Annotated in this window: 21 protein-coding genes; 17 read left to right on the top strand and 4 right to left on the bottom strand. The window is 55.4% G+C overall.

Annotated features, from left to right (window positions below; translation table 11 throughout):
• Positions 1–17: 17 nt before the first annotated feature.
• From prfB to ACZ5RG_RS09270, 3 genes are all read right to left on the bottom strand, one after another.
• Positions 18–1122 (bottom strand): peptide chain release factor 2 gene (gene prfB, locus ACZ5RG_RS09280; RefSeq protein WP_298598142.1). Its coding sequence is split into 2 segments (ribosomal slippage): positions 18–1040 and positions 1042–1122, totalling 1104 coding nucleotides; the frame shifts between segments, so codons are not numbered across the junction.
• A gap of 71 nt (positions 1123–1193) precedes the next feature.
• The gene (locus tag ACZ5RG_RS09275; protein ID WP_464446901.1) at positions 1194–1724 is read right to left on the bottom strand and encodes a hypothetical protein; all 531 of its coding nucleotides are present in this window, start codon (positions 1722–1724) and stop codon (positions 1194–1196) included.
• 45 nt (positions 1725–1769) lie between these two features.
• Entirely contained in the window at positions 1770–2684 is a 915-nt protein-coding gene (locus ACZ5RG_RS09270; protein ID WP_464446900.1) for an alpha/beta fold hydrolase, read from the bottom strand.
• Positions 2685–2709: 25 nt separating this feature from the next.
• Between ACZ5RG_RS09270 and ACZ5RG_RS09265 the strand changes: the two genes are divergently transcribed.
• The 5 genes from ACZ5RG_RS09265 to ACZ5RG_RS09245 all read left to right on the top strand — a co-directional run bounded on the left by ACZ5RG_RS09265 (position 2710) and on the right by ACZ5RG_RS09245 (position 7186).
• Entirely contained in the window at positions 2710–4500 is a 1791-nt protein-coding gene (locus ACZ5RG_RS09265) for an acyl-CoA synthetase (protein ID WP_464446899.1), read from the top strand.
• Positions 4501–4609: 109 nt separating this feature from the next.
• Complete coding sequence (locus tag ACZ5RG_RS09260; RefSeq protein WP_298596234.1) at positions 4610–5671, top strand: aldo/keto reductase; 1062 nt, start codon at positions 4610–4612, stop codon at positions 5669–5671.
• A gap of 9 nt (positions 5672–5680) precedes the next feature.
• Positions 5681–6172, top strand: coding sequence for an aminoacyl-tRNA deacylase (locus tag ACZ5RG_RS09255; protein ID WP_464446898.1), 492 nt, complete (start codon positions 5681–5683; stop codon positions 6170–6172).
• Positions 6173–6200: 28 nt separating this feature from the next.
• Positions 6201–6830 (top strand): glycerol-3-phosphate 1-O-acyltransferase PlsY, encoded by a 630-nt coding sequence (plsY, locus tag ACZ5RG_RS09250; protein ID WP_298596237.1) that lies wholly within the window; start codon positions 6201–6203, stop codon positions 6828–6830.
• Complete coding sequence (locus ACZ5RG_RS09245; RefSeq protein WP_464446897.1) at positions 6827–7186, top strand: RidA family protein; 360 nt, start codon at positions 6827–6829, stop codon at positions 7184–7186. The genes plsY and ACZ5RG_RS09245 overlap by 4 nt, the downstream gene beginning before the upstream one ends.
• A gap of 125 nt (positions 7187–7311) precedes the next feature.
• Here the strand turns inward: ACZ5RG_RS09245 and ACZ5RG_RS09240 are convergent, their stop codons facing one another.
• Positions 7312–7779, bottom strand: coding sequence for a hypothetical protein (locus tag ACZ5RG_RS09240; RefSeq protein ID WP_464446896.1), 468 nt, complete (start codon positions 7777–7779; stop codon positions 7312–7314).
• A 106-nt stretch (positions 7780–7885) separates the two neighbouring features.
• On the opposite strand from ACZ5RG_RS09240, the gene ACZ5RG_RS09235 reads away from it, so the two are divergent.
• The 12 genes from ACZ5RG_RS09235 (at position 7886) to ACZ5RG_RS09180 (ending at position 22683) form a co-directional block, all read left to right on the top strand.
• Complete coding sequence (locus ACZ5RG_RS09235) at positions 7886–9181, top strand: capsular polysaccharide export protein, LipB/KpsS family (RefSeq protein ID WP_464448192.1); 1296 nt, start codon at positions 7886–7888, stop codon at positions 9179–9181.
• 3 nt (positions 9182–9184) lie between these two features.
• Positions 9185–9976, top strand: a complete 792-nt coding sequence (locus tag ACZ5RG_RS09230) for an ABC transporter permease (protein ID WP_464446895.1) — start codon at positions 9185–9187, stop codon at positions 9974–9976.
• Positions 9973–10638: an ABC transporter ATP-binding protein gene (locus ACZ5RG_RS09225; RefSeq protein ID WP_464446894.1), complete on the top strand. Its 666-nt coding sequence runs from the start codon at positions 9973–9975 to the stop codon at positions 10636–10638. Before ACZ5RG_RS09230 ends, ACZ5RG_RS09225 begins: the two co-directional genes overlap by 4 nt.
• A 38-nt stretch (positions 10639–10676) precedes the next feature.
• Positions 10677–11759 carry a KpsE/RkpR family capsule polysaccharide export protein gene (locus tag ACZ5RG_RS09220; protein ID WP_464446893.1) on the top strand — a complete coding sequence of 361 codons (1083 nt, stop codon included), beginning with the start codon at positions 10677–10679 and terminating at the stop codon, positions 11757–11759.
• A 219-nt stretch (positions 11760–11978) separates the two neighbouring features.
• On the top strand, positions 11979–13508 hold the full coding sequence (locus ACZ5RG_RS09215; protein WP_464446892.1) for a polysaccharide biosynthesis/export family protein: 1530 nt from the start codon (positions 11979–11981) through the stop codon (positions 13506–13508).
• A gap of 29 nt (positions 13509–13537) precedes the next feature.
• Positions 13538–16642 carry a capsular polysaccharide export protein, LipB/KpsS family gene (locus ACZ5RG_RS09210; protein WP_464446891.1) on the top strand — a complete coding sequence of 1035 codons (3105 nt, stop codon included), beginning with the start codon at positions 13538–13540 and terminating at the stop codon, positions 16640–16642.
• 13 nt (positions 16643–16655) lie between these two features.
• A complete protein-coding gene (locus ACZ5RG_RS09205; RefSeq protein WP_464446890.1) occupies positions 16656–17639 on the top strand; it encodes an NAD-dependent 4,6-dehydratase LegB in 984 nt (327 codons plus the stop codon).
• A gap of 3 nt (positions 17640–17642) precedes the next feature.
• A complete protein-coding gene (locus ACZ5RG_RS09200; RefSeq protein ID WP_464446889.1) occupies positions 17643–18785 on the top strand; it encodes a LegC family aminotransferase in 1143 nt (380 codons plus the stop codon).
• Between the two features lie 2 nt (positions 18786–18787).
• Entirely contained in the window at positions 18788–19423 is a 636-nt protein-coding gene (locus ACZ5RG_RS09195; RefSeq protein WP_464446888.1) for an acetyltransferase, read from the top strand.
• The gene (gene neuB / locus ACZ5RG_RS09190; RefSeq protein WP_464446887.1) at positions 19420–20421 is read left to right on the top strand and encodes an N-acetylneuraminate synthase; all 1002 of its coding nucleotides are present in this window, start codon (positions 19420–19422) and stop codon (positions 20419–20421) included. Before ACZ5RG_RS09195 ends, neuB begins: the two co-directional genes overlap by 4 nt.
• Entirely contained in the window at positions 20418–21578 is a 1161-nt protein-coding gene (gene neuC, locus ACZ5RG_RS09185; protein ID WP_464446886.1) for a UDP-N-acetylglucosamine 2-epimerase, read from the top strand. Before neuB ends, neuC begins: the two co-directional genes overlap by 4 nt.
• A gap of 40 nt (positions 21579–21618) precedes the next feature.
• The gene (locus ACZ5RG_RS09180; RefSeq protein WP_464446885.1) at positions 21619–22683 is read left to right on the top strand and encodes a nucleotidyltransferase family protein; all 1065 of its coding nucleotides are present in this window, start codon (positions 21619–21621) and stop codon (positions 22681–22683) included.
• The last annotated feature ends 4 nt before the right edge of the window (positions 22684–22687 follow it).

Below are 22687 nucleotides of genomic sequence, written 5' to 3'. Positions count from 1 at the left end.
GTTGAGGTCTGACCGGGTCAGAGGCCTTGTTTCAGTGAGGCTTCGATGAACGCATCCAGGTCGCCATCGAGCACCTTTTGAGTGGCCGAGATTTCGACGTTGGTGCGCAAATCCTTGATGCGGCTGTTGTCCAGCACATAGCTGCGAATCTGGTGACCCCAGCCCACATCGGTCTTGGTGTCTTCCAGCTTTTGCTGCTCTTCCATGCGCTTGCGCATTTCAAAGTCGTACAGGCGCGAGCGCAGGCGCTGCCATGCCACGTCACGGTTGCTGTGCTGGCTTCGGCCGTCCTGGCACTGCACCACGATGCCCGTCGGGATGTGCGTCAGGCGCACAGCCGAGTCCGTCTTGTTGATGTGCTGACCACCCGCACCGCTGGCACGGAAAGTGTCGGTACGCACGTCAGACGGGTTGATGTTGATCTCGATCGAGTCATCGATTTCGGGGTACACAAACAGCGAAGCGAACGAGGTGTGGCGGCCGCCCGACGAGTCGAATGGGCTTTTGCGCACCAAGCGGTGCACGCCGGTTTCGGTGCGCAGCAGACCAAAGGCGTATTCGCCCTCAATCTTGATGGTCGCGCCCTTGATGCCTGCGGTGTCGCCGGGGGTTTCTTCTTCTACGGTGGCCTTGAAGCCTTTGCGCTCGGCGTATTTGACGTACTGGCGCAGCAGCATGCTGGCCCAGTCGCAGGCTTCGGTGCCGCCTGCGCCTGCCTGGATGTCCACAAAGCAGTTCAGCGGGTCGGCCTCATGGCGGAACATGCGGCGGAATTCGAGGTCTTCGACCAGGCTGGCCAATTTGGCGGTTTCGGCCTCGATGGTCTTCAAACCATCGTCATCGCCTTCTTCCTTGCTCATCTCGAAGAGTTCAAGGTTGTCGGCCAGCTCGCTGGTCAGGTTGGTGATGGTCACCACCACGCCATCCAGGGCTTTTTTCTCTTTGCCCAGCTCTTGGGCTTTTTTCGGGTCGTTCCAGACCGAGGGATCTTCGAGCGATGCGTTGACGGTTCTCAGCCGTTCAGATTTGGCATCGTAGTCAAAGATACCCCCGTAACTCGTGGGTACGAGCGGTCAGGTCTGTGAGGGATGCGCCGATTTGGTTGATGTGTTCTGCGTCCATGGGGAATGTGTCCGGTTCGGTAAACCGGGCATTTTCTCATGAGTTGGCTGGGCACGGCCTCGGGCAGTCGGTTAAAACTGCCGTCCGTAAGAGAACATCAACGCCGCGGTGCCCAAGAACTTGAGTTGAACCGAGTCGTGCTGCGTCAGTTTGTAGCCAAGGGCAGGGATGATGGCAGGCGAGAACCCGTGGTAATTGAGGGGCACTTTGTTTTCATAAGGCGCCACGTAACCGTACATCAGGCCGCCCGTGACTTTGGCAAACAGTTGCGGCACCCCCAGCAGATTGTTGAACTGACGCCCGGCGTACACATACACCGAGGGTTGGCCAAAGGAGTTGCTGAACACGCTGACACCGCACAAACGGTCGCCCGGCAATTGCTCATCGATGGCGACCAAGACCACTTGTTTGTGATCTGGGTTCTGGCTCCAGTGGTGGGTGTACGGTGAAAACGTGAATTCGCCCCGGTGTGTGGGTTCGGGTGCACCTTTGACGGCCAACAGGTCGGGGCAATAGCGCGGAGAGCTGTCTGCGTGTGCCAGTGAGAACAAGCCTGACAAGGCCACCGGCAGTATGAAACGCAGAATGTGTACGGAGTGCATGGCAAACGATGATCAATATTAAAACGGTTTGATTCTAGGGGCTTGTCAGGCCAAGAACTTTTGCAGCAGTGCTGCCAGTGTTTGTGGCTGATCGTGGTGAAGCATGTGGCCTGCGTCCTGAATCACGGCTGTCTCCAGCGTCGGTACGCTTTTTAAACGTTCGTGAAACTCGGCCAGTGTGTATTGGCCTTTCCACCATTGGCCCAGAGAATCGTCGGCCGCCTCCACCGCCAGCACAGGGGCCGTGATGCGGCGGTATATCTCCAGCGCTTCTTCGACGCGGAACAAATACGGGTTGATCACTTTGTGAGCCGCATCGCCCAAGATGCGCCACTGCCCATCGCTGCCGGGTTTCGCCCAATGCTGTGCCAGCCAGTTGGCTTTGTCTGCGCTCAGACGGCGGTTGGTTTTCATCAAGCGCGCCGCGACACCTGCGGCATTGGCATAAGGTTTCAGGTCGCTGGCACCATCGCGCAGCGCTTTGAGCTCATCGAGCCATTGGCCCATGCGACCCGGGGCTTGGGCAGGGCGGGTGGCGGGCATGCCAAAGCCTTCGAGGTTGACCAGCCGGCGAATGCGTTCAGGCCGTGTGCCTGCGTACATCATCACCACGTTGCCGCCCATGCTGTGGCCGACCAAGTCAATCGTTTGCCCCGGATACAGCTGGTCCAGCAAGGCGTCCAAATCGGCCAGGTAATCGGGGAACCAATAACTGTCGGTGGGCGGGGCCTCGGTCAGTCCGTAGCCACGCCAGTCCATGGCGATGATGGGGCGTTGCTGGGCAAAGGCTTGGCTGAACGCATCCACCATGAATTGCCAGGATGCTGCCACGTCCATCCAGCCGTGCGCCAGAACCAAAGGGGTGGCACCCGGCGTGGGTGTGCCCCATTGACGGACGTGGTAACGGCAGCCGCGCAGCGGCACCCACAGGCTTTGAGATTCGCGTTGAACTTGGTACATACTTTCGATCATAAGGAGACCCACCATGAGCGTCAGTCGCAAGCAGGACCGCCAAAGTCAAGCCGCCCCCCAAGCCAACCCTCGAGCTGTCACTGACCCTTACCAAGTCATCCACCAAGGCTTTGGCTGGAAGGTGCCCAAGCACTTCAACATGGCCCAAGCTTGTTGCACGCAGTGGGCCGCGCAGCCTGCGACGGCCAAACGCCAAGCGGTGCGTGAGCATGTGGCAGGGCATGGTTTGGGCCGCAGCTGGACTTTTGGGCAGCTGCAGCAAGACGCCAATCGCCTGAGCCGGGTTTTGCATGCGCAGGGCGTGCGGCGGGGTGACCGGGTGGCCATCGTGATGCCCCAGCGCTTTGAGACCGCGGTGGCCTACATGGCGGTGCTGCAAATGGGGGCGGTGGCCATGCCACTGTCCATGCTGTTCGGGCCTGAAGCGCTGTCTTTTCGCATCAACGACAGCCAAGCCCGAGTGGCGGTGTGTGACGAGTCGACCCTTGACGCTTTGCTGCAAGCCCGCCCCGATTGCCCGGGCTTGCAAACCCTGATCGGCCTGGGGCAGGCGGGTGCCTTGGCCGACCTGGATGGCCACCGTGCCATGGCCGCCAGCCCTGGGACTTTCAAATCCGTAAGCACCTTGGCCGATGACCCTGCGGTGCTGATCTACACCAGCGGCACCACCGGCAACCCCAAAGGGGCCCTGATCCCGCACCGGGCGCTGTTGGGCAACCTCACCGGTTTTGTGTGCAGCCAGAACTGGTTTGGATTTGACCCCTTTGACACCACCCAACCGTCCCAAGCGGTGTTTTGGTCGCCCGCCGATTGGGCGTGGACAGGGGGTTTGATGGACGCCTTGCTGCCCAGCTTGTATTTTGGACGGCCCATCGTGGCCTTCAATGGGCGCTTTTCGCCAGAGACGGCATTTGAGATTTTGCAAAGCCATACCGTCACGCACACCTTTTTGTTCCCCACCGCCCTCAAGGCCATGATGAAGGCCGTACCCGATGTGAAAGCCCATTACAAACTGCAGCTGCAAGCCATGATGAGCGCGGGCGAAGCGGTGGGCGATGCGGTGTTCGACTATTGCCAAAAGCAGCTGGGTGTGACGGTCAACGAGATGTTTGGCCAGACCGAAATCAACTATGTGGTGGGCAACTGCACCCGCTTGTGGCCCGCCAAACCTGGCAGCATGGGCAAGGGCTATCCCGGCCACCGGGTGGCGGTGATCGACGATGCGGGCCGCGTGTGTCCTGCAGGCACGCCCGGTGAGGTGGCTGTCCACCGTTGCGATGTGCACGGCCACCCGGACCCGGTGTTCTTTTTGGGCTACTGGAAAAACGACAAAGCCACCCAGGCCAAATACACAGGCGACTGGTGCCGCACCGGCGACATGGCGGTGGCCGACGCAGAGGGTTACCTTTGGTACCAAGGGCGCACCGACGACATGTTCAAGGCGGCGGGCTACCGCATCGGCCCGGGTGAGATTGAAAACTGCTTGGTCAAACACCCTGCGGTGGCCAACGCCGCCGTGGTACCCAAGCCCGACCCCGATCGCGGCGCACTGGTCAAGGCTTATGTGGTCCTTTCACCCGACTGGCAAAGCCGCAGGCCTGCAGGCGCAGGACGAGCCGCGTTTGAAGAGCAGGTCAGGCGTGAACTGCAAGCCCATGTGAAGGGCTTGTTGGCCCCCTACGAATACCCCAAAGAGATCGAGTTCATCGAGCAGCTGCCCATGACCACCACGGGCAAAGTGCAGCGCCGCGTGCTGCGCTTGCAAGAAGAAGCCAGGGCAGCCGGCAAAGGTGCTTTGGCATGACAAAATAAGCGCTCGACAGGGTGGTGCGCTGCCAATCTGCGCTCCGTCCGAGCAAGGCGCTCACCTCAGGCCTCGGCCACCCCCGATTCAGCACAGCACAGGAAACACCATGAAACTCGTTCAACTCGGCCAATCCGACTTGCATGTCACTCCCATTTGCCTGGGCACCATGACTTTTGGCGAACAAGTCAACGAGGCCGATTCGCATGCCATCTTGGACCGATCGCTCGAAGCCGGCATCAACTTCATTGACACCGCTGAGATGTACGCCGTGCCCGCCACCGCCGCCACCTGCGGTTTCACCGAAACCTACATCGGCAACTGGTTTGCCAAAAACCCCGGTGCCCGCCAGAAGCTGGTGCTGGCCACCAAGGTGGCAGGCCCATCGCGTGGCATGCCCTGGATTCGAGAGGGCTCGGGCATGAGCGGGCAGGACATTTTGAATTCGTGTGATGCCAGCTTGCGCCGCCTGCAAACCGAGGTGATCGACCTGTATCAAATTCATTGGCCCGAGCGCCATGTGCCTGCGTTTGGCATGGCGTATTTTGACCCGAGCAAAGACAAGCCACTGACCTCGATTCATGAGCAACTCGAAGCCTTGTCCAAATTGGTCAAAGCCGGCAAGGTGCGTTATGTCGGCCTGTCGAACGAAACACCTTACGGCGTTCACGAATTCGTGCGCCTGGCCGAGCAGCATGGCCTGCCCCGTGTGGCCACGGTGCAAAACCCTTACTGCCTGGTCAACCGCACCTACGACAACGCACTGGATGAAACTTGCCACCGCCTGAACGTGTCGATGCTGGCTTATTCACCGCTGGGCTTTGGCTTGTTGACGGGCAAATACGACAACACGGATTTGACGGGCCCGTTGCTGCCCGAAGGTGGCCGCATTGCCCGCTACGATTCGATGCGCAAACAGCGCTGGGGCCGCCCCGAGGCGCTGGTGGCTGCACGTCGCTATAACCAGCTGGCCCGCGACAACGGCATGACCCCCACCCAAATGGCCTTGGCGTTTTGCTACCACCGCTGGAGCGTGGCCAGCACCATCATTGGCGTGACATCGGTCGCGCAATTGAACGAAGACTTGGCCGCGTGGTCGACCGAGTTGTCGCCTGAAGTGCTCAAGGCCATTGATGCGATTCGGTGGGACATGCGCGACCCGGCTTTGTGATCCTGGCCCATGGCCAAAAAAGACAAAGTCAGCGAAACCCCGGCCACGGCGCTCTTGCGCCAGCAGGGGGTCAGCTTCACCGAACATCCCTACGAATACCTGGAGCACGGCGGCGCACAACACAGCGCACAGGTCTTGGGCATGGACCCATTTGCCGTGGTCAAGACCCTGATCATGCAAGACCAAGATGCCAAACCGCTGGTGGTGCTGATGCATGGCAACCGCAAGGTATCGACCAAAAACCTCGCGCGGCAGGTGGGGCTCAAAGCCATCGAGCCCTGCGCGCCCGAAGTGGCCAACTGGCACAGCGGTTATCTGGTGGGCGGTACATCGCCCTTTGCCACGCGTCGGCAGATGCCGGTCTACATCGAGCAAACCATTTTGGCTTTGCCTCGCATTTGCATCAATGGGGGCAGGCGCGGTTATCTGGTGGGCATCGACCCGCAAGTGTGCGTGCAGTTGTTGGGCGCGCAGCCCGTCCAATGCGCACTGGCAGAATGACGCCCGTACAAGAACAAGGGAGCTTTCGATGGATGTGTTGATTCCGGTGGCCGTGGTGTTGGCCAGTTATTTGGTGGGCTCGCTCAGCTTTGCCGTCATTGTGAGCCGCTTGATGGGGTTGAACGACCCGCGCAGCTATGGCAGCAAAAACCCAGGTGCTACCAACGTGCTGCGCTCGGGCAGTAAAAAAGCCGCCATCCTGACCTTGCTGCTTGATGCAGTCAAGGGCTGGCTGCCAGTGGCGCTGGTGCTGGCCTATGGCCCCCAGCACGGGTTGGGTGCAGGCGTGGCCGCGCTGGCTGGTCTGGCCGCATTTTTGGGGCACCTGTACCCGGTGTTCTTTGGCTTTGTGGGCGGCAAAGGCGTGGCCACGGCGGTGGGTGTGCTGGTGGGCGTCAATGGCTTGCTGGCGCTGACGACCGTGCTCACATTTGCCATCGTGGTGTATTTCAGCCGCTATGTATCGCTGGCGTCCATGGTGGCTGCGGTGTTTGCGCCTGTGTTTTATGTGTTTGGCAGCGGCGTGGCCTGGGATGTGAATGCGACGGAGGTTTTCAGCTTGGCGGTGATGGCTTTGCTGCTGGTCTGGCGTCACCGTGAAAACATCAACCGCCTGCTGGCAGGTACCGAATCCAAACTGGGACAGAAAAAAGCATGAACCAAGACTTGCAAAGATTGCATGTGGCAGCCCGCTACAGCGAGGCGGCCATCTTCAATGGGGTGGTCTATTTGGCGGGCATGGTGCCCGAATGCGAAGCCACCGACATCCGCAGCCAGACCGCCGATGTGCTGCGCCAAATCGAGCAACGCTTGGCCGAAGCGGGCAGCGACAAGACGCGCATCCTGCGCACCCAGATCTACCTGAAAGACATCACCGACATCGCTGCCATGAACGAGGTATGGGACGCCTGGGTGGTGGCGGGCAGCGCACCACCAAGGGCCACCGTGCAAGCCGCGCTGGCCGTCCCGGCCTATCGGATTGAGGTGGTGGTGACTGCGGCGGTTAAGGCTTGAGCGAGGGTTGAAGGGCGAAAAAAATGGGCATCTTGGATGCCCATTTTTTTATGCCAAAAAAATGCTTTGGTGTTGATCTTCAGTGCAGCGTCTTTTTGTTTTGACAACCGATCAATGACAGCTGGTCAGCCAATTTTTGACCTGGACTGTATGTTTTTAGGTGAAACAGCCGAAGACTGTTGCTGTTTGAGTAAAACCTCAAGGACAGCGGTAACCACTTGTTTGTTGGTTTCATTGAGCAACTTGAAATCTTGTGTCAAAGACTTTTCGGCATTACGCAGTTCTAGGCGATTCGAACTTACAAGTTGATCGTAACTCTGGTTAACAGGTTCATCCACTGACATCGCTCCCCAACGTAGCCAATCTTCAGACGCATTGAGCATATTTGCTAACACGGCCAGCTTGTCCATTGTAGGCATGGCTTGTCCCATCAGCCATTTGCGCGTGGCATTAACCGTTACCGGCATACCCCTCCATCTCAGATTGAAATCTCTTGCTAACGCGGTCGGGCTAAGGGTTTTGCCTTTTTTTTCTAAAAGCATTTCAAGTCGAAGTGTGAATGCTTTGAGATCTTGATTTTTGTTGTCGGACATGCCTACAACTTTAAAGATCTGTTTGTGTAAAATTGCAACCAAGGTAATATGATAAAGTAACAAAGGTTGCAATCAAATCAAGTATCAATAAGAGTTGTTGCCGAAAGTGTTTTGGTCAAACAAAACCTGCGGTAGCTATGGCGATCGACTTTATCAATTGAAACAAGAATCACATTTTTTGCAGTTTTGCAGTCCAAGAAACTTGGCGCTTCAGGAATTGCACACCCACAAGAATGTCTTGTTGCTACAAGGTCCTGTGGGACCACTGTTTGGAAAATTGGCGAAAAATTTGCAGGCGAAAGGTGTAGCCGTTAGCAAAGTTTGTTTCAACGCCGGCGACGCCTTTGATTGGCGTTTCGTTCCAGATATAGCGGCGCATCATTTCCGTTGCTCAGCGACTGAGTGGCCTAGCTATTTCGAATCTCTGCTGTCAGCGCAGACCGCCACAGCCATCGTGTTGTTTGGACAGGCGCGGCGTTACCACCGGCAAGCCATTTCATTAGCGCAGGCAAAGGGCATCAAGGTCTTTGTGATGGAAGAGGGCTACTTTCGGCCCGGTTACGTCACGCTTGAAGTCAATGGTGTCAATGCACATTCCACAGCGATGATCGATGTCATCGATCTTTTGCCAATGGTTCCGACCATGGCCAAACCCGTGCCTGAAACTGTTGCGTGGCATTTCGCAAAAATGGCCTGGGCTGCAACGCAGCACTATGTAGCCATGTCGCTAGGGCGGGCGCGCTATCCCCACTATCAGCACCATCGCCACACTTCGCCTTCAAGTTACGCCTTGTACTGGCTGCGTTCGTGGGTCAGAAAGGCCATGCGTTGGCATCTAGACCACACCTTTGTCAGACAGCTGGTGCGACAAAGCAGTCTGTATTTTTTTGTGCCCTTGCAAAGCCCAGAAGACAGTCAAATTCATCTGCACAGTCGCTTTGAGAATATTGAAAGCTTCATTGATGAAGTCATTGAATCTTTCGCTGCCTATGCCCCATCAAAAGTTCAGTTGTTGTTCAAGCAGCACCCCATGAACCGTGGTGACGTGTTGTTAGAGCAATACATTCGGCATGCGGCACAAACTCGGGGTGTTGCCACCAGAATTCACTACGTGACCGAAGCGCACAACCCGACGGTGCTCGATCATTGCCAAGGTGTGGTCCTCATTAACAGCACGTTGGGGCTCCAGGCGTTGGCCAGATTGGTTCCTGTCAAAGCCTTGGGTGAATCTCTTTATGGCCAGCCAGGATTGACGGACCAACAAGCCTTAGCCACCTTCTGGCAGCAGCCCCAACGGCCAAGTGCTCACACACGCGACTGGCTTCATCTTCTCAAATGTCGCACGCAGATTCCTTGTTCGGTATATGCGTTCAAGGGTGAGCCATGGAAAGCGCTGGGCTAATCCATGACTCTTCCGACAGTCAGGACCCCTTTGCAGGTCACTTTTTCCGTATGGAAAGCATTGTTACTTCGCGAAGCACTTGGGCGCTTGTTTTCTGCCCGTGGGGCCTGGTTTTGGCTGTTCGCAGAGCCAGTGTTTCACATGGCTTACATGCTGGTTATTTTCAGTGTTGTTCGCGTGCGGCATGTGGGTGGCATCGAAACGCCCATTTGGCTCATGGTGGGATTGGTGGCTTTTTTCATGTTCAGGCAAACAGGCACGCAAGGGTCCAATGGCATCAGCGCCAACCGCGCACTCTTTACTTACCGGCAGGTCAAGCCTGTAGACACCGTGCTGGTGCGCAGTGCCCTGGAAGCGGTGTTATTGCTCTGTGTCATGGTCATCACGATGACGGGGCTGGGGCTGTTGGGGTTGGACGCCTTGCCCGCTAATCCGTTGATCGTGTTGCAAGCATTTTTTGCGTTGTGGCTGCTGGGGCTGGGTTATGGGCTGGTTATCTCTGTGGTCAGTGAACTCTTTCCAGAGCTCGACCGCATTCTGGCTTTCGCCATGATGCCGCTGTACCTGATCTCTGGCGTCGTCTTTCCGCTCAGTGCCGTACCGCAGCCATACCGTGACTGGGTCATGCTCAATCCTGTAGCGCACGGCATAGAAGCGACTCGTCTGGGTTTTTCGCCTTATTACCATGCTGTGCCCGAACTAAGCCTGCCCTATCTATTCGCCTGCGTGCTGGTGATGTTGTTGACGGGCTTGGTACTGCATCGGCGCTTTGCGCAGCGATTGGTCGCAGCATGATCACCGTCAAAGACGTGCACAAACGCTACCAAACCCCACATGGACCCGGCAAGTGGGTATTGCAAGGCGTGACCTTCACCATCCCAAGCAAACTGAACGTGGGTTTGGTGGGGGCCAATGGTGCTGGCAAATCTACCTTGTTGCGCATCATCGGTGGCGTAGACCATCCCACCCGAGGCCATGTGCAACGTGATTGTCGGGTGTCCTGGCCGATGGGTTTTGGCGGAGGTCTGCAAGGCTCACTCACGGGGCGGCAAAACACCCGATTTGTCAGCCGCATCCATGGCCACGAACACGATATTCCTGACCGTGTCGCCTTTGTTCAGGACTTTTCAGAACTGGCAGAAGCTTTTGACGAACCTGTCAAAACCTATTCATCGGGCATGAAAGCCCGCTTGCAATTTGGCCTGTCGCTGGCTTTTGACTTTGATGTCTATATCTCGGATGAAGTCACAGCCACCGGTGATGCACGATTCAAGACCAAGGCAGCAGCAGCCTTTAAGCAGGTTGCTGACCATGCCGGACTCATCATGGTTTCGCACGGCGAGGGTACTTTGCGCCAGTTTTGTCAAGCAGGGATCTGGATAGACGATGGCCGCGCCCATTGGTTTGACCAAATTGATGACGCTCTCAGGGCCTACAAGCAAAGTCAAACAGCATGATCCGCCGCACAGTTTTTTTCATTAATTTATTGCCGCGCATGCGCAAGCATCCTTTGCTTGCTATCGCTTTGATGGCCACTTTGCTGGCAGCGGTTTATTGGTTGCTGATCGCCTCAGACCGTTATGTGTCTGAAGCCCGAGTCGTCATCCAGCGCACCGACCTGCCCGGAGGGCAAAGCATTGACTTTGCCAGTCTGCTCGGTGGCACCTCTGGCGGCAGTCGCTCAGATCAACTGCTCTTGCGTGAACACCTCATGTCGGTGGACCTTCTGCGCAAACTCGATGCCCGGCTCGACCTGCGCTCGCACTACAGCAACAGCCAGCACGACCCGTTGTCGCGCATGTGGTTTACAGACGCCTCTATCGAATGGTTTCATCGTCACTACCTCTCTCGCGTCAGCGTCAACCTAGATGAATATGCGGGCGTGCTGGTTATCCAGGCTCAAGCCTACGACCCCAGCATGGCGCAAGCCATCACCAGCCAACTGGTGCAAGAGGGTGAACAGACCATGAATTACCTGGCCAACCAACTGGCCCAAGCCCAAGTACAGTTTTTGGAGCAGCAAGTCGATACCCTGCACCGGCAAGTGCTGCTAACCCGCAGCGCTGTGCTCGACTTTCAAGACAAAAAAGGCCTTGCCTCGCCCCAGTCCACGGCCGAAAGCATTGCCTCCATCGTGGCCCGCTTGGAGTCGCAGCGGTCTGAGCTGCAAACACAGCGCTCTGCTTTGCAAGCCTATCTGGTGCTCGACCACCCCAGCATCGTTTTGTTGGACCAGCAAATCGCGGCCATTCAACAGCAGATTCGCCAAGAGCAAGCCAAGCTGGCCTCGGGTAGTGGCAAAACCCTTAACCGCACTGTCGAGGCCTTTCAACGCTTGGAGATGAGAGCCAGCTTTGCTCAAGACGTTTACAAAACGGCCTTGATTGCACTGGAAAAAGGTCGTGTTGAAGCGACACGCACCTTCAAAAAAATGAGCTTGTTGCAAGCCCCCAGCCTGCCCGAATACCCCCTGCAGCCCACCCGCGTTCACAACCTGTTGGTCTTTGCCATCGTTGCCTTGTTGCTTGCCGGTGTGGCGCACCTGTTGATGGCCATCGTCAAAGACCATACCGACTGATGTCCTGCAGGCACCAAACAACCTGCTGATTGACTCTCACACATGACCCCCGTAAAAATGCAGCAACTCTGCGCCTTAGCGATGCTGGCTTTGTCTGGTGTTTGCGCTTTAGCACAGACGCGTATGCCCATAACCGCACCCGTTGCTTCGCTAACTTCAAATCAGGTAGCAGCACCGCAGCTCAACCCCAATGCGCCAGTCACAAGTGCAGTTGCAACCTTGCCAGAACACCAAACCAACCAACACAGCGATGTGTTTGGGGCCAACCTGTTCACCGGCAACTTTGCTCGCCAAGGTTCCACCCAGTTCAACCCCGACTATGCCGTCAGCGCGGGCGACCGAATTCAGGTGCGCTTGTGGGGTGCTTTTGAATTTGAGCAACTGCTCACGGTGGACCCCAAAGGCAACATCTTCATACCAAACACCGGGCCCGTTTTTGTGCAAGGCGTGCGCAACCAGGAGCTGCAGCGCGTTTTAGAAGGTGCCGTCGCTAAAGCATTCCGGCAAAACGTGAGCAGCTATGCCAGTTTGGCCGCAGCACAGCCCGTGCGTATTTTTGTGGGCGGCAACGTGGCGCGTCCCGGTCTGTATGCCGGCACCAGCATGGACAGCCTGTTGCACTACTTGGATCAAGCCGGTGGCATCGACCCTGATCGTGGCAGTTTTTTACAAATCGAAGTCAACCGTGGCTCACAACTGCGCACCAGTGTCAACCTGTATGACTTTTTGCTGAAAGGCCGCATGCCGCAAGTGCAACTGGCCGATGGCGATGTGATCTTTGTGCCCCCACGCCAATACAGTGCCAAAGTCAGCGGGCTGGCCAGCAACGCCAAGCGTTTTGAATTTACCGCCACAGCCCCCCCCACCGTAGCTGACTTGGCATTGTTGGCAATACCTCGCGCAGAGGCAACGCACATGCGCATCACCCGCAACACCGGCATGGTGCGTAACGTGGAATCCTACCCAATTGAAAACGCATTGAAAGTGGCGGTCAACAACGGTGACGAGGTGGAATTTATCGCTGACAAAAAGCCCGGCACCATCACCGTGCGTGTGGAAGGCGAGCACAGTAACCCTCAAGAATACGTGTTGCCCTATGGCAGTCGCTTGAGTGCACTGTTGGCCAAGGTTGAACCTGGCCCAGACGCCGACACGGCCAGCATTCAGTTTTTTCGCCAAAGCGTTAAACAGCGCCAAAAAGAACTGCTGGCCACCAGTCTGCGCAGCCTAGAAACCACGCTGCTGACCGCCCGCAGCGGCAGCAGCGATGAAGCCCGCCTTCGCAAAGACGAAGCCGACCTGACACTGCAATGGATCGAACGCGCCAAACAGGTGGAGCCACTGGGTCAAGTGCAAATTGCCCAAAACGCCAACAAGGGTGACATGCTTCTGGAAAACGGCGACATCTTGCGCATCCCCCGCCAAGACGCCTTGGTCTTGGTCAGCGGCGAAGTGTTGTTTCCTAACGCGGTGGCCTACCAAGCACAGCTGCGCTTGAGCGATTACATCCAACGCTCGGGTGGTTTCACGCAAAGCGCGGACGACAGCCGCGTGGTGATCGCCCGGCGCGATGGCCGCTTTGAACAAGTGGACACCGACCGCTGGCTGCCCAGTGGGCAAGTCATGCCTGGTGACCAAGTTTTGGTTTTGCCCAAGGTGAACGAAAAGAACCGCCAGTTTGCCCTCGACATCACCCGCATTCTGTCGCAGATTGCAATCACGGCAGGGGTTGTTCTGGGTTTTAGATAAAAAATAAAATTCTGTTTTAAAAATAAATTGTGTCTAAATTTTCCAATTTTCTTCAATATCCGCGTACGTTTTTCGGAGATACCCGATTTGAACGTTTGACAGGAATTAGTTATGCGATCTCCGGTTACATACAACCTTGGCGCAGAACCGCTTGGGTATTTAATGTCGCAAAATGGAAAAGGCCACTTTTGCAAAAGTATTTTCCATTTTATCGAATGAGATTTATTGCACTAAAGGAACAAGTCTATAACCACGACATAGCCATTAAATTGTCTATAAATCCAGTATTTATTGTCTGGGGAATGACACAACCGCATGATTTAAATGAATACGCAGCTAAATTCGAGATTCCAATCATCCGGGTGGAGGATGGCTTCTTTAGATCCATCGGGCTTGGGGCTCAACACACCTTGCCGTACTCGTTATGCATCGATAAATTGGGTATTTACTTCGACTCATCTCGTCCCTCAGATCTTGAGATTATCCTGAATAGCCATAATTTCAATAAGGATTTCAAGTTAATTGAAAGAGCCCGGCGCTGCTTGGAGGAAATCCGAGTCCATGGGCTAAGCAAATATAACCAAGTTATTCCGCCCAAGGCGCATATGTTGTATGGACCAAAGACTAAACCGCGTATTCTGGTCATTGGCCAAGTTGAGGACGATCAGTCGCTGCTATACGGTTGTAATAAAATCAGAAACAACGTCGAGTTGATCGAGCTAGCTGCCTCTGAAAACCCAGACGCACAGATTATTTATAAAACTCATCCGGATATCGTAGCTGGCAAGCGTAAGGAAATATCTAATCCGAAAGATTTGGCACACCTAGCCGAGATCATATCCACTTCTCTCACCATTAAGGACGCGCTCCATGAGGTGGATAGGGTGTACACATTAACGTCGCTGGCGGGCTTTGAAGCGTTGATCCATGGCGTTTCTGTCACGACAATTGGTGCACCTTTCTATGCAGGTTGGGGCCTAACCGACGACCGACAACCCGTTAGCAGGCGAACCCGACAGTTGAGCCTAGAAGAGGTGTTTGCTGGAGCCTACCTGCTGTATCCACGTTACTACGACCCTGAATTGAGGGCGCATGTTGACTTGCCACATGTCATCGAGAACTTCAAGGAGCAACTCTCAGAGACCCGGGTGCTGACCGCAGAAGACGAACTTGAGCGTCTCAATCCGTACAACTTTGCCACACGCAGCGCTGTCCACTCGAGGTTCATATACAACTCGACTATCGAGTCTGTGGCCATCATCACTGACAGCATCAACGCACTTGAAATCGCCAAAGGATTTGCCGCGAAGGGTAAGAACGTCACGATCCTGACCACACGAGATGCGCTGGCCAACGCGAATGAAATGCTGCTGACCTACGAGGAGAGCCAAAGCATCACGATCTCGTCATTACATAAGCGTTACAGCGTAGCCATGTCCGAGATCGAGCGGCAATCGGTCGATCTGGCCAAGACTTTCTCGTTCGATCTTGCGCATGTGCTGCGCAAGCTAGCAGGCAAGTTCTTGTCCGATGGCTTGATCGAAGCCATCACTATGGGCTTGGAAGACCATGTCTACTTTGAGGCCGTCCGGTTCCATGGCACGAGGGCTTGCCTAGATGAATTTGATACTACTATTCTGTTAATCGATAACCACAAAGGAAATATTGACGTCATCAAGTCTACGGCATACCACGCCGGAATCAACGGAAAGCTTGGTAAGGTCTATTTCAAAGCAATCGATGGCACCACACGAGAGCTCGTTGCTGATCTGTTCCAGCCCGAGAAGCTTGGCTTCGACGGCTTACTCGATGAGGCTTTGTTGATTTCAGGGTTTGCGTCCTTTTGGCACGATCTGCAAGACGAACGGTTCGATGACTACGCAAGTCTAAAAAACTACGTAGCCGTGTGCGGCAACGTAGCCAAAGAAAACTATGCTTACTTGCCGGCTTCTATGAAGCTTGTAGAAACGATTGTAAAGAATACCAATCAGCAATTGCTTTTCTATTCCTCCGGTCTGCTGAATGCCGAGGGCCAAGAGGAGGTCAAGACCCTGACGCTGATCGAACAGCTTAGTCCGCGTTGCACGGTCTACAACGGCTGCTTACCTCGCTATTCTGAAAAATATCCTGCCACTATCACCGACAGAGCCGAAATGTTCGGCTCCGGGGTGAACGCATGGTTCGTACAAACCGCATGCAAGCGGTTGCCCCACCAATTCTTAGATATTTTTCAACCTCGGCTTCAAAAATTCATCCAAGGTTTGTTCGCACAGATCATCTTCATTTCAGAGTCGATGCGCACCATGAGCCGCTGCTCGGGATTTGCGACCGCGATGGACCGCAGTATGACCTCACGTATTCTTGCTGCGATTGCGGACAGTCGGGGCATTCGGACGATAGGCATCCAGCCTCAGATTATTTCATCGTCGCCTCGGTACACCAAACCATCGGTGAACAGGCTAGGTGTGATCGACGACTCGCAAATTGATATCTACGAATCTATGGGTGGTCTGCGAAGTGCATTGACTGTAATTGGTTCGGTCAACATCACTTCACGATTGCGTCGCATCGAAGAATGCGAAACTGCATTTGGTAAGCCAGCCAATCCAAGGCGAATCCTGTTTGCGATGCAGCATTCAACGAATTTTGAGATGGTTTCGACTGCCTTGGCTTTAAGGGATATTTCAGTACGACTGGATATGGCTGTCGTTGTTAAGCCCCACCCGCACCAGGAACTTCCTGTTCTGCACGAAATCCGGCGAATCTTCTCCAACAACGGTAATGTCACAGTGCTGTCTCGAGAAAGCGATACCTATGAGGCAGTGGCGGACTGCGGGATAGTGGTCGGTCTTTTCAGTAGCGTGCTTCTGGAGTCGGCCTTGAGCGGCAAGCCAGTGGTGGTGTCGGCCTTCAGAAATATCCATCCATCCATCGATTTTTCAGTACGCGGGCTTGCCATGAAGGCACTAAATCCCGAGGAACTGGAGGCTCATTTAAATGACATCGTCGCTGGTGGGCCTGTTTCAGCGGGTGTCAAGCAGTCAACCTCCGAATACATGGACCGCAACCCTCAATTTAAGCGGCCCTACTCTGACGCCACGATCGAGCAATTTATCGAATCTTACCTGCGCTGACTAGCTACTTCACATGAACAAGACTGTACTCATCACCGGTGCCGATGGATTTATCGGCTCCCACTTAATCGAACTTCTCGTGCGCGAAGGGTACGTTGTCAAGGCGCTGTCCCAATACAACTCTTTCAACTATTGGGGTTGGCTAGAGGACGTAGATTGCCGCGATCAAATCGAGGTGGTCAACGGCGACGTTCGCGACCCTCACTATTGCAAGTACATCACCAAGAATATCGACATAATTTTTCACCTTGCCGCATTGATCGCAATTCCCTACTCTTATGTCGCACCTGACAGCTACGTAGATACAAACATCAAGGGCACGCTGAATATCTGTCAGGCAGCACTTGAAAACAGTGTCAAGCGCGTTATCCACACTTCCACCAGCGAGGTTTACGGCACTGCTCAGTACGTGCCAATCGACGAAAAGCACCCCCTGCAGCCGCAATCGCCTTACAGCGCTTCAAAAATCGGTGCGGACGCAATGGCTATGAGCTTTTTCAACGCCTTCGACCTCCCGCTGACCATTGCGCGTCCGTTCAACACCTACGGCCCTCGGCAATCTGCCCGCGCCGTCATTCCAACCATCATCAGCCAGATTGCCAACGGCAAGAAGCAAATCAAGCTGGGCGATGTGTCTCCCACACGCGACTTCAATTACGTTACCGACACCTGCCGCGGCTTCCTGGAGCTGGCACGTTGTGACAAAGCCATAGGCGAGACCGTCAACATTGGTTCGAATTTTGAAATATCTGTTGGCGACACCCTCAACATGATCAAAGAGTTGATGGGCAGCGACGTTGAGTTTCTGGCTGACGAACAGCGCCTGCGCCCCGGCAAGTCTGAGGTTTTCCGCTTGTGGTGTGACAACTCCAAAATCCGCGAACTTACCGGTTTTGAGCCCGCCTACGACATCCGCACCGGGCTCAAAGAAACCATCGACTGGTTTACCCGCGCTGAAAACCTGGCCAAGTACAAGGCCGACATCTACAACGTGTGAACCATGTTTGAAGCCCTGATCAAGTTCGTCCGCGAACACTACCGAAGCTCAGACTTCATCCCGCTGCATGCCCCGATTTTTGCGGGTCGCGAGCGGCAATACGTCGTTGACACCATCGACTCCACCTTTGTCTCCAGCGTCGGCGCCTACGTCGACCGCTTCGAGCGCAACATGGTCGCCTACACCGGCAGTCCGCGTGCTGTTGCCACCATGAATGGTACGGCTGCGCTGCACATCGCTCTGAAACTGGCCGGCGTCCAGCAAGGCGATCTGGTGATCACCCAGCCCCTGACCTTTGTGGCCACCTGCAACGCCATCGCCTACTGCGGCGCTGAACCCGTGTTCACCGACGTGGACTGCCAAACCCTAGGACTGTCGCCCCGAGCCATGGACGAGTGGCTGCACAGCCATGCCCAAATGGATGAAGACGGCGTTTGTCGAACCCGCGCCGACAAGTTGGTCATCCGGGCTTGCCTGCCCATGCACACTTTCGGCCACCCAGCCGACCTGGACGGCCTTGTTGAAGTCTGCGCCCGCTGGAACATTGCCTTGGTCGAAGACGCCGCCGAATCACTCGGCAGCCTGTACAAAGGTCGCCACACCGGCACCATCGGCCTCTTGGGCACGCTGAGTTTCAATGGCAACAAGATCATCACCACCGGCGGCGGCGGCATGGTCCTCACAAACGAGACTTTGGGCACCCGCGCCAAACACATCACTACCACCGCCAAGCAGCCCCATCCATATGAATACGTCCACGACGAGATCGGCTACAACTACCGCCTGCCCAACCTGAATGCGGCACTGGGTTGCGCCCAACTGGAACAACTCGAAGCCTTCGTCGCCAACAAGCGCGAGCTGGCCGCGCAATACGCCGCGCACTTCAGTGGCAGCGACCTGCAATTCGTCACCGAACCCGAAGCCTGCCGCTCCAACTACTGGCTCAACGCCGTGGTCTGCGACAGCCGCGAGCAGCGCGATCACTTGCTCAAGTCGACCAACGACGCTGGCGTCATGACCCGCCCAATTTGGGCACTCATGAACCGCCTGCCAGCCTACGCCCACTGCCGCCATGGCCCATTGACCCAGGCCGAGTGGCTAGAGGCTCGCGTGGTCAACCTACCCAGCAGCGTGCTGCCGCAATGAGCGTGAAACGAGTCGGTATCTTTGGCACCTCTGGCATGGCCAGGGAGGCCGGTGACGTGGCCAGCGACCTTGGATATACACCGCTTTATGTTGCACGCGATCAGGCCGAACTGAATGCCTGGAAGTATCCAGCCGAAGCCATTCTTGAATCCGATGTTCTTCGCTATCAAACGATGCCTTTTGTTATCGGCATCGGGGAAAACAACATCCGAGAAAACGTCGCTAATCGATACCGTGAAAAGCTCACTTTCTGCAATCTGATCCATACAAGCGCAACGTTTGGATATCTGCAACGCAAGGCCATTGAATGTCATCAGGGCATCATCGTTTGTGCTGGTGTCAGGTTTACCAACAGCATTCAGTTGGGCGATTTCTGCATCTTCAACCAGAGCGCAACCATTGCTCACGATGTTGTCATTGGTGACTTTGCCCATATCGCCCCTAGCAGCACGATTTCCGGGAATGTTGATATTGGCAAGAACTGCTGGATCGGTGCCGGCGCCGTGATCAACCAAGGCACACCTGTAAACAAGCTTCTCATTGGCAGCCACACCACCATTGGCAGTGGTGCCGTGGTGATTCGCTCCTGTGAATCCAATGCAGTCTATGCAGGCATACCCGCCCAGAAAATCAAATGAAAACCTTGATCATTGCCGAGGCCGGCGTCAACCACAACGGCGATATTGAATTGGCAAAACAACTAATTGCGGCTGCCAAGGCTGCCGGTGCTGACATTGTTAAATTCCAGACCTTCAAGACCGCAAAGCTTGTGACAAAAACAGCTGAAAAGGCCACGTACCAGAAGGGCACCACCGACGCCGACGAAAGCCAATACGCCATGATCCGCAAGCTGGAACTCTCCAGGGCGGACCATAAGGTACTCATCGAAGAGTGCCGTCACCAAGGCATCGGCTTTTTCTCCACCGCCTTCGACACCGATAGCTTCGACATGCTCGTCGAAATGGGCCTCGACCAAGTCAAGATCCCGTCCGGCGAACTGACCAACCTGCCACTGCTTCGCTACATGACCCGACTGGGCATGCCCGTCATGTTGTCAACCGGCATGGCCACCTTGGGCGAGATCGAGGCTGCGCTGGCGGTGATCGAACAAGCGGGCACGCCGCGCCACCTTATTACAGTGCTGCATTGCACGACCGAGTACCCCGCCCCGATGGCCGACGTCAACCTGCGCGCCATGCTCAGCATGAAGGCTGCTCTCGGTGTTGAAGTGGGTTACTCAGACCACACGCAGGGTATTGAGATTCCAGTAGCTGCCGTGGCGCTGGGCGCACGCGTGATCGAAAAACACTTCACGCTGGACCGAACCATGCCAGGCCCGGACCACCAAGCCAGCCTTGAGCCCCACGAACTCAAGGCTATGGTTGACGCGATCCGCAACGCAGAGCTTGCACTCGGTGACGGCGTCAAACGCCCCAGCACTAGCGAACTGAAAAATAAGCTCATCGCCCGCAAGTCACTCGTGGCCATCCGTGCCATCCGGGCGGGCGAGTCATTCAGCGCAGACAACATCGGCACTAAGCGGCCCGGCACCGGCATCTCGCCAATGCGCTGGGACGAGGTCATAGGGCGAGTTGCACTGCGTGAATTTTCTATCGACGAACTGATCGAACTATGAGCCGCAAGATTTGCGTTGTTACCGGCACACGTGCCGAGTTTGGCCTGCTGCGCTGGCTGATGCAGGAGATCGTGACGTCCGATGCGCTAACTCTGCAGGTGATAGCCACTGGTATGCACCTGTCGCCCGAGTTCGGTTCGACCTACCGCGAGATCGAACAGGCCGGCTTCAACATCGACGCCAAGGTGGAGATGCTGCTAAGCGCCGACACCGCCAGCGGCGTAAGCAAGTCCATGGGATTGGGGCTGATCGGCTATGCGGACGCATTCGCGCGCTTGGCACCAGACCTTGTAGTGGTGCTTGGCGATCGCTTCGAGATCTTTGCTGCAGCCTCCGCGGCCATGATTGCGGGTATTCCGATTGCACATCTGCACGGTGGCGAGACAACCGAGGGCGCATTGGATGAGGCCCTCCGTCACTCCATCACCAAGATGTCGCACCTACATTTTGTTGGCGCTGAGCCATATCGGAAGCGGGTTGTACAGCTGGGAGAGCATCCGGACAGGGTATTTTTGGTTGGTGGCCTCGGTGTCGATGCGATCGAACGGATTCAGCTGCTCAACCGCGAAGAGCTTGAAGCCTCTATTGATTTCAAGTTTGCGGCTAGAAATCTCCTGATCACGTTCCATCCCGTCACACTTGAATGCGGCAGTTCGGGTCAACAGATGCAGGAGCTGCTGGTGGCTCTTGGCGAGCTTGAGAATACCCATTTGATCTTCACCTTACCCAATGCAGACACTGGTGGTCGTGAACTGATCCAGATGGTTGAGGCGTTCGTGGAGGCGCATCCTCATGCTAAAGCATTCCAGTCCCTGGGGCAGAAACGCTACCTGTCTTGCCTGCAGTTCGTTGACGGCGTAGTGGGCAATTCGTCGAGCGGGATCGCCGAAGCACCCTCCTTCAAGACCGGCACCATCAACATCGGCGATCGTCAGAAGGGTCGCCTCTCGGCAACGAGCGTGATCGACTGCAAGCCCGAACGTGCGGATATCGGTCGGGCTCTGTGCCTTCTTTTCGATGCAGATTTCAGGCAGTCATTGGGTACCACCGTCAATCCGTATGGCCGTGGCGGAACAAGTAAAAAAATCATCGATGTGCTGAGACGGCACCCGCTGGATGGGCTGTTAAAGAAGTCCTTTCACAACATTGCTTTTTGACTGGTCTGCGATCAGGTATATCGAAGTTATCTCACGAACCATGACCATTTCCGCTATCACGCCAAACTGGCAAATCACCTTGATTCCCCTCGGATCCACTATCCGACAGGCCATACACAGCTTGGAGCAGTCTGCGTTGCAGGTAGTCCTAGTAATAACAGCTGAAAACAGATTGGTAGGGACCTTGACCGACGGAGACATCCGCCGAGCTTTCCTGAAAGGGCACCAGATGGACAGCAACATAGACCAGATCGTTAAGACTAACCCCCTCGCCGTGCCGGCAGACATGGGGCGGGAGATGGTGCTGCAACTGATGAAGATCAACAAGATTCATCAGTTGCCTGTTGTTGACCACAACAATTCGGTCATCGGTCTGCATGTGTGGAATTTTGTGCTCGAGCCCGCTATACGCGACAACAGTATGGTGATCATGGCGGGCGGCAAGGGTACTCGCCTACGACCGCATACAGAAAACTGCCCCAAACCCATGCTGGAAATTTCAGGAAAACCCATGCTTGAACACATTATCGATCGAGCCAAGAAGGACGGTTTCCGAAACTTCGTGATTTCGCTCAATTACCTCGGGCACATGATCGAAGATCACTTTGGTAATGGAGAACGCCACGGCGTAAATATCCAGTACCTTCGAGAAGATAGCCCTTTGGGTACAGCGGGCTGTCTGGGGTTATTCGAGGACACTCCTAAATCTCCACTCGTTGTGACCAACGGTGATGTGCTTACCGACATTCACTACAGCGATCTTTTAGACTTTCATGTCCGTCACCACGCCGATGCCACCATGGCCGTGCGACAGCATGAAATTCAAAATCAGTTCGGAGTTGTGATGACTCAAGGGCTGGAGATCGAAGGTTTTGAAGAAAAACCAATTTACAGGAGTCATATTAACGCGGGAGTGTATATTATTAATCCTGAATCGCTTACTCTTATAAATCGAAATCAAAAATGTGATATGCCGACATTGCTTGAGATGATCAAGGAAAGCGGCGGTCGGACTATTGTCTACCCGATGCACGAACCTTGGCTGGATGTTGGTAGGCCTGATGATTTGGATACGGCGAAAAACAGTATAGAAGGACGCAGATAAAATC

The organism is Limnohabitans sp. TEGF005 (genome assembly GCF_055394835.1).
The sequence above is the reverse complement of the archived record's forward strand: the minus strand, read 5'-3'. Positions and strand labels throughout refer to the sequence as shown.